The following is a 13,982-nucleotide window of genomic DNA, read 5'->3' as shown; positions in this document are numbered from 1 at the left end:
CGATCGGTGCGCTACCAGCAGCTATAGCCGCCGTCGGCGAGGACGATGCTACCTGTCATCAGGCTCGCCGCATCCGAGGCCAGGAATGCAACGATCGACGCGACTTCTTCGGGTTCGCCGAGACGGCCCTGCGGCGTGCCGTCGATCCAGCGCTTGAACATTTCGCCCTCACGATCCGCGAAGCTGTTGAGAACGGTGTTGATATAGGTCGGCGCAACCGCGTTGACGCGCACGCCGCGCGGCGCCCATTCGGCGGCAAGGCTCTTGGTAAGCTGATGCACTGCGGCTTTCGACGCGTTGTAATAGCTCTGCGGTTGCGGTCGGTTGACGATGAAACCGCTCATCGACCCGACATTGACGATTGCGCCCTTCCCCGCCGCCAGCATGTGCCGGCTAAAGGCGCGCGCGCACCAGAAGGTACCGTTGAGATTGACGTCGAGCACGTTCAGCCAATGCTCGTCGGCGACGTCTTCCGCTGGGGTGTCACTGCGCGCGATGCCGGCGTTATTGACGAGGATGTCGATCGCGCCAAGCCGGTCTGCAACTTCCGTCACGCGCGCCGAATCGGTCACGTCCATGGCGATGCCGTCGACCGCATAGCCCTTGTCCGCGAGCACCGCCTGCCCGGCCGCAATCGCTGCTTCGTCGTGATCGGCAATCGTTACGCGGGCGCCCATCTCCGCCAGCGCCTCGGCACACGCCAGACCAATCCCCGCCGCGCCACCGGTCACGAGCGCACGGCGGCCGGTCAGCTTCAATCGTTCGAGATACATCGTCGGTCCTCAGGGCAGGAAGGGTGCGGCCGGCATGACGGGCTCATGCCGCGCCTCCTGCCCGACAAGCGAATAGACCTGCCGCGTCTCGGCATCGAATTCGACCCAGGGCAGGCGGCCATCGGTCGCGAACCGGATCCACAGCGCGTGCATCCGTTCGGCGAGATCATGTGGCGGATTGGGGCCGCACAAGCCCTGCTCGCCGGTCGCACACGCCAAGGTGTCGAACACGAACGGCAGTTCCATGCCGTGCGACGCGCCCAGCTCGCCGCCGAACATCGGCGACCGCCAGTCGAACTCGTACATGTGCGTGCGCCCCTTGTGCGCTTCGGCAAACCGCCGTGCGGGCCAGCGAAAGACGAGATCGTTCATCGCATCGGTCAGCGCCTGCCCCGGCTTCTTGCCCTTCGTGCCGATCCCGTACGCCTTCAGCACTTGCCGCGCACGGGGTTGGGATTTGTGGAGGACATAGGTCGCCAGCAACCGTCCGATCTTGTCGCGCACGCCGGTGGGGACGAGATACAGGTTCATCTCCTCCGCATTGGTCCCAATCAGCAGGTCCACCTCCGCGCCCGCGCCGTTCGCCAGCGCATCGAGCGGACGCTCCGGCAGCACGTCGTCGCCGTGGACGGGGACGAAGCGGCTGATTCCGAACACCGGTTCGTGGCCCGCCTCGTCGCGCAGATTGATCCGCGCAGTGGGTGCCGATACCGCCTCGACCGCGTCGATCAGGCGGTCATACGCTACGCTGCCAAAACCGGCCGCGTCGGGCGTGATTTTCAAGATCTTCGCGAGCTTCTTCACCAGCCGCTGCATCACCGGGACCGAGCGCGTCATCCCGCCATGCCCGCTTTGAATGATGGCGCGCCGGAACAATCCCTTGGCGAGCGGCGAGGCGATCAGGTCGGCGATCGCCATGGCACCCGCGGACTCACCGAACACCGTGACGTTGCCCGGATCGCCGCCGAACGCGGTGATGCCGTCTCGTATCCACGTCAGCGCCGCGATCATGTCGCGGAGACCAAGGTTGGTCAGCACACCGGGGATCGGCAGGAAACCGTCCACGCCCATCCGGTAATTAATTGCGACGCAGATCACGCCATCGCGGGCGAACGTGCTGCCGTCTTGTACCGGCGCGTCCTTGCTGCCGATCACGAACCCGCCGCCGTGGATGAACACCATCACCGGCAGGCCAGTCCGATCGTCGTCGGGGCGCCAGATATTTGCCGTCAGATACTCGTCGCCCGGCGCCCAGCCCTCGCCGATCAGCGGTACGGTATCGAGGCCGGGAAACGCCTTGGTCCGCTGCGGCGCGTTGGGGCCGGCCACCGTCGCGTCGCGCACGCCTTGCCACGGCATGACCGGTTGTGGCGGCGCGAACCGGTTCGCGCCCACCGGCGCCGCGGCGTAGGGCACGCCGAGGAACCGCCGCACGTCGCCCGCGGCACTCCCCTGCACGATACCGTCGGCGGTCGAAACGATTGGTTCGCTCACGATGTTCTCTCCTCCCGATCCGCAGCCGCGGTCGGAGGACTAAGGTAGCAGTCCGGCAAAGTACGTCGCGAACTCACGTTATGCGCATCGTTGCTTTTATCGTGCAGTCCGGTGGGCCGACGAGCGCCCGCGTTACCAGGCCCCGGTCCCGATCGCGCCCTGCTGGTATTCGGCGATGCGCCGTCGGGTCGCCGGCAATGTTGTCTCTGGCAGGTCGCCCAGCGGGAACCAGCCCGCCTGTTCGATCTCCTGCAGGTCAGCGCGGGCGAGAACACCGCTCGCCGCGGTTCGCACGACGAAGATCACGATGTGGTCGTCCTTGCCCTCCCCGCGACTGTGATAGACGCCGAGCACCCGCTCGATCACCGGGTCGGCGATCACCACCTCCTCGGCAAGCTCGCGCATCAGCGCGGCGGCGATACTCTCGCCCCTCTTCACGCCGCCGCCCGGCAGATACCAGTGATCGGCATAGGTATGCCGCACCAGCGCGACCCGCCCGTCCCGGTCCAGCAGGAGCGCGCGAACACCGATCGTGCGGGGTCTGGCGATCCGCCAAACCAGCTTGGCTGCCATGCCGATCAACCGATGACGTACACCCACGCGTCTATTCCCCTGCTTGTGATCAACTCGTCGCGAGGTACCCAAGAACTTGGTTTTACGCCCGATGTCGTTGGGAGGCACAGCCAACCAGCGGACGGGCACAGCGAAGCCCTTTGTAGCGCGCTCCGACCGCGCGCAGATTACAATCGCATCTTCGACATTCTGATCACGGACGCAATCAGTGGCGATAGAAAAGTGGCAGGACCGATGACGCGACTTCGACGGGCGAACAACATAGCCGACCTGCGTCTGCTGGCACGCAAACGGCTGCCGCGACCGATCTTCGACTATATCGACGGTGGTGCCGACGACGAGGTGTCGCTGCGCCGAAACGTCGACGCGTTCTCGCACTACGAGTTGGTGCCGGACGTGCTGAACGATGTCTCGGCTATCCGGACCGGCACGACGCTGTTCGGACAGCCATCACGCTGGCCGCTGATGCTGGCGCCGACCGGCCTTACCCGGATGTTCCACGGCCACGCCGAACTCGCCGTCGCGCGTGCTGCCGCGCGACACGGGATTCTTTACAGCCTGTCGACGATGGGAACGACGCGGCTCGAAGACCTTGCCCAGGCATTTTCTGGGCCGAAGGTCTTCCAGATCTACATCTTCAAGGACCGCGGCCTGACCACGGAGTTCGTCGCGCGCTGCCGGGACGCAGGTTTCCACGGGCTGGCGCTGACCGTAGATACACCCGTCGCCGGCAACCGCGAGCGAGACCGGCGCAGCGGACTGTCGCTGCCGCCAAAGCTGACGCTCAAGTCGCTCATGAGCTTTGCGCGTCATCCCTCATGGTCGCTGCCTGCAATGACAGGATCGAAATTCGATCTCGCGAACGTCAGCCACAAGATCGACGCGCTCGCATCGGGGCCGATGACCCTGTTCGACTATATCGGCGGCCAGTTCGATCGCTCGGTCGGTTGGCGCGACGTCGAATGGCTTGCCCGCGAATGGAACGGCCCGCTCGCGATCAAGGGCGTGATGACGCCCGAGGACGCCCGGCGTTCGATCGCGTCGGGCGCAACCGGCGTGATGGTCTCCAATCACGGCGGTCGCCAGCTCGATGGCGCGCCTGCGCCGATCGACCAGATCGCGGCAGTGCGCGACGCCATCGGCGATGCGCCCGACGTCATATGCGACGGCGGCATCCGGCGCGGCTCGGACATCGTGAAGGCGCTGGCGCTGGGCGCCACCGCCTGTTCGATCGGGCGCCCCTATCTGTACGGCTTGGCGGCAGGCGGAGAGGCAGGCGTCGACCGCGTACTGACGCTGCTCACTGAGGAGTTCGAGCGTACGATGACGCTGGCGGGCGTGAACGATATCGCGGCCGTGGCTCCTCGCCATGTTCGGGTGAACCGCGCCTAGGCGAATCTGCCGGTGCCTTCTGATCGTCATCTTTGACGGCGCTTGCAGGAATACGCTGAACCCCTTGTCTGGGCCTAAACCTTCATCCACCCCCGCCCGACCATCTTGACATATATCCTTTTGGCATATTACTAATACGCCAGAAGGATATATGGGTGTGAGATGAACGAGACTGCGTTTCTCGATGGATATGATCCACACCGGTACGATCGCCCATCGGTTGCGGTCGATCTGATCCTAGCCAGCGTCGTCAACGGCCGGCCCGCCGCGTTGCTCCTGCAGCGTTCCAAGCATCCTTGTCTCGCCACGTGGTCGCTGCCCGGTGGATTCGTCGGCATCGACGAGAGCCTCGATGCCGCGGCACACCGAGTGCTCGAAACAAAAGTGCGGATGGCGGACGCCTATATCGAGCAGCTCTACACGTTCGGTGCTGTCGACCGCGACCCGCGCACCCGGGTGATCAGCGTAGCGTATTTCGCACTGCTTCCCCCTGCCCGCTTCGCCGCCGCGCTGAAGGCGGCGCCCGACCTGACATTGGCCGAACTTATCGTCCCCTGGTCCGGCGAGACCGGCGGGCCGGTCGAGGCGCGGTCACAGGATGGAGACGCGCTGCCGCTCGCATTCGACCACGCCGACATGCTCGGCCTCGCGATGCTGCGGTTGCGCGGCAAGCTCGATTATTCGGATGTCGCCTTCGCTCTGCTGCCGGAACTTTTCACGCTGCGTGCGTTGCAGGACGTCCACGAGACGATCCTGGGAAGATCGCTCAACAAGCCCGCCTTTCGCCGCCGCATGCTCGCCGCGAACACGCTGGTGGCGACCGGCGAACGCGAGACCGGTGCCTCGTTCCGTCCCGCCGAACTCTTCCGCCACCATTCGACACAGGAGTAACCGTCATGGCCTCGATAAAGAACCTCGGTTTCCTCGCCCAATTGCGTAGCGATGCGAGCAACCACGTCATCCGCTACCGCAGCGGCAAGGTGAAACAGAGCGGGCGCGGGCTGGTCTTCTGGTTCCGTCCGGAGACCGCGAGCATTGCGGAGCTGCCGATGGACGACCGCGAGATGGTGATTTTCGTGAAGGGCCGCAGCCAGGATTTCCAGAGCGTAGCGATCCAGGGCACTCTGACCTGGCACGTCGCCGATCCCGAACTGCTCGCCTCGCGCGTCGACTTCAGCCTAGGCCTGCTTACCGGTGCCTATAAGAGCGAACCGATCCAGCGGATCGAGACCCGGCTCGCGGGGCTCGTCAACCAGGCGGCGCTGCAATATCTCGCGCAGGGCTCGGTGCGGGCGCTGCTCGATGCCGGTCCCGAGCCGTTGCGCCACCAGCTCGAAGCTGCGCTCGCCAACGATCCGGCGCTGAATGAGATCGGCATCGCAGTCACCGCGGTCCGCCTGACCAACCTCGCGCCATCGAGCGAGCTCGAACGCGCGCTCCAGACTCCGACGTTCGAGGCATTGCAGCAGAAGGCCGATCAGGCGACGTTCGAACGCCGCGCGCTCGCGGTCGAGAAAGAGCGTGCGATCGCCGAGAACGAACTCGCCAACCGTACCGAACTTGCACGCCGCGAGATGCTGCTCATCACGCAGGAAGCCGAGAACGCACGCAACCGTGCGACCGGCTTGGCCGAGGCGCAGCAAGTCGAGGCCGGGGCGGAGGCCGAGCGGATCCGCACGGTCGAGAGTGCCAAGGCGGAAGCGGAGCAGGCTCGGATGACGATTTATCGCGACCTGCCTCCCGGCGTAATGCTCGGGCTCGCCGCGCGCGAGTTGGCGGGCAAGCTGGATACGATCGAGCATCTGAACATCACGCCCGACCTCCTCGCGACCGTGCTCGGCGAATTCCGCAATGCCTCGACCGCTCCGGCAGCGCACACTGCGCTGCCCCGCTGATGGCAACCAATGCCCCGCGCGCGGTCTTCGTCACACGCGAGACAGACTATGACCTCCTGCTGGCGCGGCACGCGACGCGCGGGCAGGCGAAGTTCTTTCTCGATACGCGGGGCCAGGACATCGACGTGATCGAGGATCGGCACCGCCGGTTCCACGCGACACTGCACGAAGCGCGCTCGCTCGTCCCCGACGACTGGCGCCAGGCGAGTGTCGCTCGTGCCGACCTCGACCGGTTCCTGTTCGGCCCCGAGGACGTGATCGTCGCCGTCGGGCAGGACGGACTGGTCGCCAACGTCGCGAAATATCTCGATGGACAGCCCGTGCTCGGGCTCAACCCTGCCCCCGACCTGTACGACGGGGTGTTGGTCCGCGTGCCGCTCGCCCGCCTGTCCGCGCTGCTGCCGGCGAGCGTCGCGGGTGCGGCGCCGGCCGAGCAGCGGACGATGGTCGAAGCGCGATTGGATACCGGCGAGCGCCTGCTGGCGCTAAACGAGGTGTTCGTCGGTCATCGCAGCCACCAGTCCGCGCGCTACCGGATCACGTGCGGCGACCAGGCCGAGGACCACTCGTCGAGTGGGCTGATCGTCGCGTCGGGGACCGGCGCGACGGGCTGGGCCCGCTCGATCATGGAGGCGACGCATGCCGCGCTCCAGCTCGATCCTCAGGAGCGCGCGGTCGGCTTCTTCGTGCGCGAACCCTTCCCCAGCGTGGCGACCGCGACCTCGCTGCGGTCCGGCAAGCTCGCGGGCGTGCCGCTCGCGGTCACGTCACGGATGAACGACGGCGGGGTGATCTTCGCGGATGGGGTCGAACAGGACTTCTTCGCGTTCGACTGGGGCCGCGGCGTCACCATCGCCCCCGCCACCCGCACCCTCCATCTCATTACCGGTTGAGTCGTTCGGCATAGTGTTCGCTCAAGGCCGGCACGGTCGCCCGAGACAGCGACCTTCGTGCTGGTTAGCTCGGGACGTCAGTAGCGGTAACGCAACACGGCCTTGCCACCCGGTGGCAGCAGCGGCGACCAAGTGGAAATCCCATCGATGCGACGAACCTCATCGCCGTCGGCTTCGATCGCCTGGCCCGCTGCGCCGATCGCCACGTCGAGCATCACGGGAAACGAGTTGCCGTTGCTCGCCGTTACGATGGCCTCGCGCGAACCTGCGGTTCTTGAAACCAGCGCCCCCCGCGGGCTCGGCACGGCTACTGCCTGGGTCAGTGTCACACGGCTACTAACGCCGACGGCCAGACGAACCGTCTCGCCAATTGTGCGGTCGCCGATCGTTCCCAAACCCAGAAGCAATCGCCCGCCTGCCTGCTCCGCGTAGAGCGCAGTGCTGCCGGCGGGCAGCGGCACGCCCAAGCTATGCTGTTTATCGTTCTTCAGCACCAGCACGATCGACGTCGGCACACCGTCGAGTTGTTGTCCGGGATACACCGCTCGCCGGTAGCGCCGCTCAACCGGCACCGCCTTCTGAACGATCAGGGCAACCTGCTTCTGTCCCCTGGCCGCGACGGTGGTCGGCATCGGCACGCGGTACAGCTTGAGGTCACCCAGGTCCTCGGGTGGTGGCGGTGGTGGCGGCGGTGGTGGTGGCGGTGCCGGAACCGGCGCAGATAGCGCGAACGCCATGACTCGCGATCCGGTTACCACGATCTCGTCGGCCAACTCGAATTGCTTTCGCCGTAGGTCGGAGGTCGTCGTGCCGAGCGGGTAGCAGACCAATCGCAGCGCACCAGCCGTCGCAGGGATCGCCGGAACCGCGACGCGGTTGAGCCGGCCTGCGACAGCCTGAACGTCCGCGTTCGCGAAGATCTCCGGATTACCGTTGGCGAGAGTCAGCCAAGCGAACAGGTCGACAGTGCGACCGTCAGCGGCAAGCGACGTAACGTAGCTCGCTCGCCAGTCGAAGCCCGAGGACAGATAGGAAAGTCGCACCGTGACCGTGCGCGCCGCCGGGCTGGTCGTCGTTACGCTCAGCACCGGCTTGCTCGACAGGCTTGCTGGCACCCGCGCGAAATTCAACCGTTCGGCCAGACCCGAACAGCGCAACGCCTCGATCCCGGCAGTCGTGCGCAGGATAACCCCCGGTGTCGGGCCGGCAACGATCGTCGCGGGTTCGCTCACCAACCTTCCGCTCACCTTGTCGGTGCGAGTCAGCGTTACCTCGCGACCAAGCGTGCCATCGACCAGCGAGGCGGGCGACAGCAGGCGGGCGTCGCGGTTCTTTTCGATGATGCCGCCAGGTAGGCCGTCGACGATGGCGCTGACAGGTACGATCCCCTCCGCCACGCCCTCGAACCGAAGCACTGCGGGTCCCCGAGGCAATCGTACGCGGCGGGTCTCCGTCACCAGGGCGAAGCCACCGAGATACCGCAGGTTCATCGCGCCCTTGCCGTAAGGCGAGCGGTATACCGTCAACGCGACGTGATCTGGCGCGGACGACGTAACGATGGCCGTCCGAGTCTGCGCTTCCGCCCCTCCCGACAACAACACGCCCGCCAACAGCGCGAAGAGCAGCCAAAGCCGCATCAGTAGCGGGTGTCGAAGGTCACAGTCACCGTCGCGGTGCCGTTGGCCGGCACCGGGACTTGCCACGTCATCGTGCCGGCGTCGCGACGCTCACCCTTAGCGCTATTCGCAACGACGCGCACGTCGCCCCCGTCGAGACCGCCCTGCACGAGTTCGACCGTCACCGGTCGGCCGCGCGCATTGGTCAGCGTATACCGCATCGCCGTACGCCATCGACTGTCACCCTGCCGCGTCCGCGATACGGTGGTTGGCCGCACCTTCACGTCGAAGGCATCGCCGGTGGGCAGCGCGATCGTCGATCCTTGCGGAGTATGCTCGATACGGTTCTCACCCGTGAACTGCGGTTGGCCACGCGCGTCCCGGACATAGACCCGGACCACCCCCGCCGGCAGTGCGTCGCCCAGGCCGGCCGCGCCCGAGTTGCTGAAACGCAGCACCGACTGCGCGCTTCGTGGGTCGTCCGAGCTGCCCAGCCAGCCATTCTCGAAACGATAGCCCGCGCTTGCCGCAACGCCCTTCGCGTCGAGGAAACTGACCTGCTTCGTCTGCTTGTCGGCGATCGTGGTCCGCTCGGTCAAAGGATACAGATAGAAGTCGCCGAGCTGTCCGCGCGCGGTGCTTTCGGTTCCGGGCATAGTTGTCGTCATGCGGCGGCGGCGCGGGGTGTAATTGCCGTCCCCGTCGTCATCCGTGCTGCCGACCTCGCCAGCAACCAGCAACGTTCTGGCGTTGCCGAAGGTCGTGCCGCTGGTGTTCTTCAACGTCACCCAGCCTTGAACGTCCACCGTCCCACTCTTGTCGTCGAACAAAGCGACATAGTCGGCACTCCAGCCTAGCCCACGGCTCAGGTAGGACAGCGTCGCCGGGCGCGATCCCGCGCGCGTGCTGGCCAGCGTCACCGACAATGTCGGACGGGCCCGCAACGCATCGGGCACCCGGTCGAAGATCGCGCGCACGGGCAGCCCGTCGTCGCGCAACACCTCGACGTGACCGTTCACCTCGATGACGACGCCCCCATTGACCGCCAACACTTTCGCACGGTCGCGGGTCTCGGCGCCGGTAGCGGGGTTGGTGCGCACCAGCGTGATCGTCTCGCCCACCGCTTTCTCCATCAGGCTCGATGGGCTCAGCAGATCATAGTCGAAGTTCTGCTCGACGATCGCGGCATCGGGCACCGTCAGCGATACCGTCTCCGGCCTGATCGACGCGCTCACGTCGGGAAAGCTCTGCCGCACCTGCCCGTCTGCCAGGGCCAGCGACCGTACGTCCTGCACCAGCGCGATGTCGTTATTGTAGATGGTGACCGACACGTCCCCCTGCGCGCTACCCGCGGTCGGCGAGTCGGCGGGGGGCGGCAGTTGTTGGGCGCTCGCCGCCGTCGATCCGAGCAGCATTGCCAGCCCATACGCTCGCCAGATGTTGTCGCGCACACCATTCTCCCCTGAGTGCGCGACAATGACGCGGTCGGATCGGAAGGGCAATGCGACAATGCCCCCCGCTCAGCGCCGGAAAGGCGTGGGCTCGTTGGTCGCTCGGTGATCAAGCAGAAGCCCAATCGGCCACCGTTCGCAATGAACAGACCGTACGGAATCTCGAATTGTACCGGGCCTCGTCGAACTGGCTCAAGGGGTTAGCCGCCCAGACCATCTGCTCCAGGTCTGCAGCCCGCCCGATGCTCAGCGGTCAGCGTTCCCCGGAAGGTGGCACGTGGAGCTTACCGGGGACTTTATGACGACGGTACGTCGCTGCGAAAGTTGGAGAGTCCCGACAAGCGGATTGGCGGCCGGCACTGCGGAAACGTTTGTTTGCGACCGGGTCCTGACAGCTCTCGACCACCGCCGAAAAGGGCTTGGCCGGGCCCTGATGACCGCCCTGCGCGGGACGCGCCGAAATTCGACCCTGCCAGAACTGCTCGTCGCAGCAGCGGATAGCGGACCCGATGTTCAATCTGGCGGTTTTCGTTCCAGACTAGGTTTCGAGAACCCGATCAAGCCATCAAGGCTCTTCCTGACGAGGTGGCGCCCCGACGAGACCTCATCGCCGCTCCTCCTGAGACAGCAACATATGTAATTCCCGGAGCAGTTTAGCGGCAATTTCCGCAGACTTCGGTGGACTTTACTTTACGGACAGCTAGCCACGCGCTCAGTTTTGAGAGGACGTAATTATGGGCGAACGGGTCGGGATCGCAGTGATCGGACTGAATGGCGCGGTGGCTACCACCGCGGCGGCGGGGGTCGCGATGATCCGTGCGGGGTCGAACGATTTGTCGGGCCTGCCGCTCGCCAGCCGTGACGTCGAGGGGATGGCAGCATACCGCGATCTCCATTTCGGCGGCTGGGACCTCAGCCATGACGACCTGGCGACGGCTGCGCTCAAGCACGGCGTGCTGAGCGAGAGCGAACTTGCCAACGGCGCGTCCAGCCTGTCCGATATGCGACCTTGGCCGGCGGTCGGCTCGACCGATTTCTGCGCGAACATCGACGGCGCCAACAAGATCGCCGCGCCCGGTCACCGTGCCGCGGTCCAGCATATCCAGGATGATCTCGCGCGCTTCAAGAGCGAGCAGAATCTGGACCGGGTAGTGATGATCAATCTTGCCTCGACCGAGCGCAAGGCCGATCTCGGTGCGGACGCGCTGACCAGTGTCGAGGGCTTCGAACGCGGCCTCGATGCCGACGACGCGGCGATCAGCCCGGCGATGCTCTACGCCTATGCCGCGATCGCCAGCGACACGCCCTATGCCAATTTCACGCCGTCGGTCGCCGCCGACGTCGCACCGCTCGCCGAACTCGCCCGCCAACGCGGCGTGCCGATCGCCGGCAAGGACGGCAAGACCGGGCAGACGCTGCTGAAAACGGTGATCGCGCCTGCGCTGCGTGATCGTGCGCTGCATGTCGACGGCTGGTTCTCGACCAACATCCTCGGCAATTCCGACGGCCTCGCGCTCGACGATCCCAAGAGTCTCGCTTCGAAGGTCGATACCAAGAAGTCGGTGCTCGACCAGATCCTCGGCTATCCGGTCGAGGATCACATCATCATGATCCATTATTACAAGCCGCGCGGTGACAACAAGGAAGCGTGGGACAACATCGATCTGACCGGCTTCCTCGGCCAGAAGATGCAGCTGAAGCTGAATTTCCTGTGCAAGGATTCGGTGCTCGCCGCACCGCTGGCGATCGAGATCGCGCGCTGCCTAGCTCTGGCGCAGACGCGCGGCGAAGGCGGCGTGCAAGACCAGATGGGGATCTTCTTTAAGATGCCGCAGACCGCCGACGGCGGCGAACCGATCCACGCGTTCGGCGAGCAGCAGTCGATCCTCGATACCTGGCTCGACCGCCGGTGACGCTGGATGCGGCGCATCTGCCGCTATTGCGCGAACTCGGCGACCTGAAGCGGATTCGGTCGGCGGAGCGCGACGGGTCGATCGCCGAGCGATTGTTTGCCCGCGGCTGGGCGGCACTGGCGGCGGGCGAAGCGCCGGCTACGGTGATGCGTCGCACCGTCGCCGCCACGCTCGCCGCGGCACGACTGGGCGATCTCGACCGCACCACGCTGGCCGAGTTGGGCCTGTCCGATGCGGAAGCGTGCGCCGTGCTCGAACGCGGGTTCGACGAGGTGGCGGTGCTGCTGGACCCGGCGCTCGCGGCGGACTTGCGCAATGCGCTGCCGGAGGGTGCACCGGCGGCGGGGCCGGTGCCACGGTTCGTCACGCAACTCACGACGCAGCCGCGTGCGGGCGTCACCTGCCCGGGTCGGCCGCGCCTGTTGCTCCAGCCGCCGGAGAACCATGCCGAGCACTGCCTGATCGTCGCAGTATACGGCGTGCTCGTGGCGCCCAATTATGGCGCGGATCCGGCGGAGGTTTTCCTCGCGTCGATGGCGCATCATTTCCATAATGCGGCGATGCCCGATGCCGGATTCACCGGCGAGGTGCTGCTCGGCGACCTGCTCGACCGGGTGATCGACGCCGCGCGTGAGCAGGCGATGGCGATGCTCGATCCGGCGGTCGCGGCGCAGGTCCGCGCGGCAATCGCGCCGATCGCCGGTGACGCGACGCCGGCGGCCCGCGCGTTCCACGCCGCCGACGTGCTCGACCGCGTACTGGAGATCGAACAACACACGCGCGCCGCCTCGGCGACGATGGACGCCGTGCTGCACACCTACGAACTGGTCCATGCCGGCCCGGTCAAGACGTTCCACGATCGCGTTCTGGCGGACGTCGGCCTGTTGTGACCTACCGCTCGCCCGTCACCGGACGGCCACTCGTCGCCGACACGCCGCATTCGCTCGCCGCGGTCGGAGAGCGCTGGCCAGTGGTCGATGGCATCCCGTATCTGCGGACCGACAGCGAGGGGCTGGTGGCGGTGGCGCTCGACCACCTCGACGCAGGCTGCCCGGACGATGCGCTGGTTGCGTTGCTGACCGACCAGGATGCGTGGTGGACGGGCCTCGCGACCGATCTCGGCGAGCTGAAGCAGCTGGTGCGCGAGCGCGACACGCTGACGTTGCGCGCGGCGATGGGGCTGCTGCGGATGGGGCCGGTGGCGGATTATTTCGCGCATCGCTGGAGCGATCCGACCTATCTCGCCGGGCTTGCGCTGGTCGAGGCGCATTGGCGCCAACCGGGTACCGCGCTCGAACTGGCATGCGGGATTGGCCACTATCTCCGCGAACTGTCAGCGCGAGGCGTCGCGTGCGTCGGCGCAGACGTCGTGTTCTCGAAATGCTGGCTCGCAAAGCACTGGGTCGCGCCGGCCGCGGAGTATGTCGTGTTCGACGCCGTCGCGCTGTGGCCGGTGGAGACGCAGACGTTTGACCTGGTCGCGTGTCACGACGCCTTCTATTTCCTGCCCGACCAGCCGCGGATCGCCGGGCTGTTGCGCGAGGCCGTCGCACCCGGCGGCGTGCTTGCGGTAAGTCACCTCCACAACGCCGCCGTCTCTGGCGGGGCAATGGGACCGGCACGCGCAGCGGCCGAGTGGGCGACGCTGTTCCCCGATGCCGTCGTGTATGACGAGCGTGAGTTGCGTCGTGCGCTTCTCGCAGGGGATGCACCCGCATCGACACGATGGTCCGACGATCCCGCTATCGAGGCATGGTCGATCGTCGAGACAGACGGCGGCACGGCGCGTGACCTGACCGGCGGGCTGGCGATGCCGGCTGCCAATGCAGTCCTGCAACCAAACCCCCTGCTGGATGGCGAAACGCCGCACTGGCCCTCCGATCGCTACCGCGCGGAATATGGCGAGGCCGCCACATGGCTCGCGGACTCCGGCGATGCGGCGCGGAACCGTCGGGTCCTCGACCTGCCGGCCCGGTGGTGAG

General features: G+C 66.3%; 12 protein-coding genes. 7 read left to right on the top strand and 5 right to left on the bottom strand.

Translation table 11 applies throughout. The features are described 5' to 3' along the window. Window positions 1–11: 11 nt before the first annotated feature. The 3 genes from C8J25_RS05720 to C8J25_RS05710 form a co-directional block, all read right to left on the bottom strand. Window positions 12–773, bottom strand: coding sequence for an SDR family NAD(P)-dependent oxidoreductase (locus C8J25_RS05720; RefSeq protein ID WP_107953057.1), 762 nt, complete (start codon window positions 771–773; stop codon window positions 12–14). Window positions 774–782: 9 nt separating this feature from the next. Continuing rightward, a complete protein-coding gene (locus C8J25_RS05715) occupies window positions 783–2,267 on the bottom strand; it encodes a carboxylesterase/lipase family protein (RefSeq protein ID WP_244186810.1) in 1,485 nt (494 codons plus the stop codon). A gap of 132 nt (window positions 2,268–2,399) precedes the next feature. Further along, window positions 2,400–2,840 (bottom strand): NUDIX domain-containing protein, encoded by a 441-nt coding sequence (locus C8J25_RS05710; protein WP_107953053.1) that lies wholly within the window; start codon window positions 2,838–2,840, stop codon window positions 2,400–2,402. A 234-nt stretch (window positions 2,841–3,074) separates the two neighbouring features. Between C8J25_RS05710 and C8J25_RS05705 the strand changes: the two genes are divergently transcribed. The 4 genes from C8J25_RS05705 (at window position 3,075) to C8J25_RS05690 (ending at window position 7,020) form a co-directional block, all read left to right on the top strand. Further along, window positions 3,075–4,232: an alpha-hydroxy acid oxidase gene (locus C8J25_RS05705; RefSeq protein WP_107953051.1), complete on the top strand. Its 1,158-nt coding sequence runs from the start codon at window positions 3,075–3,077 to the stop codon at window positions 4,230–4,232. Between the two features lie 162 nt (window positions 4,233–4,394). Further along, on the top strand, window positions 4,395–5,123 hold the full coding sequence (locus C8J25_RS05700) for an NUDIX hydrolase (protein ID WP_107953049.1): 729 nt from the start codon (window positions 4,395–4,397) through the stop codon (window positions 5,121–5,123). A gap of 5 nt (window positions 5,124–5,128) precedes the next feature. Further along, window positions 5,129–6,127 carry an SPFH domain-containing protein gene (locus tag C8J25_RS05695; RefSeq protein WP_107953047.1) on the top strand — a complete coding sequence of 333 codons (999 nt, stop codon included), beginning with the start codon at window positions 5,129–5,131 and terminating at the stop codon, window positions 6,125–6,127. Continuing rightward, window positions 6,127–7,020, top strand: a complete 894-nt coding sequence (locus C8J25_RS05690) for an NAD(+)/NADH kinase (protein WP_107953044.1) — start codon at window positions 6,127–6,129, stop codon at window positions 7,018–7,020. Before C8J25_RS05695 ends, C8J25_RS05690 begins: the two co-directional genes overlap by 1 nt. 77 nt (window positions 7,021–7,097) lie before the next feature. On the opposite strand, the gene C8J25_RS05685 is transcribed toward C8J25_RS05690, so the two are convergent. After that, window positions 7,098–8,657, bottom strand: a complete 1,560-nt coding sequence (locus C8J25_RS05685; protein ID WP_107953042.1) for a DUF4139 domain-containing protein — start codon at window positions 8,655–8,657, stop codon at window positions 7,098–7,100. Then, a complete protein-coding gene (locus tag C8J25_RS05680) occupies window positions 8,657–10,051 on the bottom strand; it encodes a DUF4139 domain-containing protein (protein ID WP_107953395.1) in 1,395 nt (464 codons plus the stop codon). The genes C8J25_RS05685 and C8J25_RS05680 overlap by 1 nt, the downstream gene beginning before the upstream one ends. Window positions 10,052–10,821: 770 nt before the next feature. Between C8J25_RS05680 and C8J25_RS05675 the strand changes: the two genes are divergently transcribed. The 3 genes from C8J25_RS05675 to C8J25_RS05665 are packed head-to-tail and all read left to right on the top strand — an operon-like array spanning window position 10,822 to window position 13,981. Continuing rightward, window positions 10,822–12,000 carry an inositol-3-phosphate synthase gene (locus C8J25_RS05675; protein WP_107953040.1) on the top strand — a complete coding sequence of 393 codons (1,179 nt, stop codon included), beginning with the start codon at window positions 10,822–10,824 and terminating at the stop codon, window positions 11,998–12,000. After that, window positions 11,997–12,890: an HD domain-containing protein gene (locus tag C8J25_RS05670; protein ID WP_107953038.1), complete on the top strand. Its 894-nt coding sequence runs from the start codon at window positions 11,997–11,999 to the stop codon at window positions 12,888–12,890. Before C8J25_RS05675 ends, C8J25_RS05670 begins: the two co-directional genes overlap by 4 nt. Continuing rightward, complete coding sequence (locus C8J25_RS05665) at window positions 12,887–13,981, top strand: class I SAM-dependent methyltransferase (RefSeq protein ID WP_107953036.1); 1,095 nt, start codon at window positions 12,887–12,889, stop codon at window positions 13,979–13,981. Before C8J25_RS05670 ends, C8J25_RS05665 begins: the two co-directional genes overlap by 4 nt. Window position 13,982 lies beyond the last annotated feature (1 nt).

Origin of the sequence: Sphingomonas faeni (assembly GCF_003053745.1) — a bacterium.
Taxonomy (GTDB): domain Bacteria; phylum Pseudomonadota; class Alphaproteobacteria; order Sphingomonadales; family Sphingomonadaceae; genus Sphingomonas; species Sphingomonas faeni.
The sequence above is the reverse complement of the archived record's forward strand: the minus strand, read 5'-3'. Positions and strand labels throughout refer to the sequence as shown.

What these genes read in the sequence shown, in the direction of transcription:
- C8J25_RS05720 (WP_107953057.1), bottom strand. Translation starts at nt 773, where the DNA reads ATGTATCTCGAACGATTGAAGCTGACCGGCCGCCGTGCGCTCGTGACC.
- C8J25_RS05710 (WP_107953053.1), bottom strand. Translation starts at nt 2,840, where the DNA reads ATGGCAGCCAAGCTGGTTTGGCGGATCGCCAGACCCCGCACGATCGGT.
- C8J25_RS05705 (WP_107953051.1), top strand. Translation starts at nt 3,075, where the DNA reads ATGACGCGACTTCGACGGGCGAACAACATAGCCGACCTGCGTCTGCTG.
- C8J25_RS05700 (WP_107953049.1), top strand. Translation starts at nt 4,395, where the DNA reads ATGAACGAGACTGCGTTTCTCGATGGATATGATCCACACCGGTACGAT.
- C8J25_RS05695 (WP_107953047.1), top strand. Translation starts at nt 5,129, where the DNA reads ATGGCCTCGATAAAGAACCTCGGTTTCCTCGCCCAATTGCGTAGCGAT.
- C8J25_RS05690 (WP_107953044.1), top strand. Translation starts at nt 6,127, where the DNA reads ATGGCAACCAATGCCCCGCGCGCGGTCTTCGTCACACGCGAGACAGAC.
- C8J25_RS05685 (WP_107953042.1), bottom strand. Translation starts at nt 8,657, where the DNA reads ATGCGGCTTTGGCTGCTCTTCGCGCTGTTGGCGGGCGTGTTGTTGTCG.
- C8J25_RS05680 (WP_107953395.1), bottom strand. Translation starts at nt 10,051, where the DNA reads ATGCTGCTCGGATCGACGGCGGCGAGCGCCCAACAACTGCCGCCCCCC.
- C8J25_RS05675 (WP_107953040.1), top strand. Translation starts at nt 10,822, where the DNA reads ATGGGCGAACGGGTCGGGATCGCAGTGATCGGACTGAATGGCGCGGTG.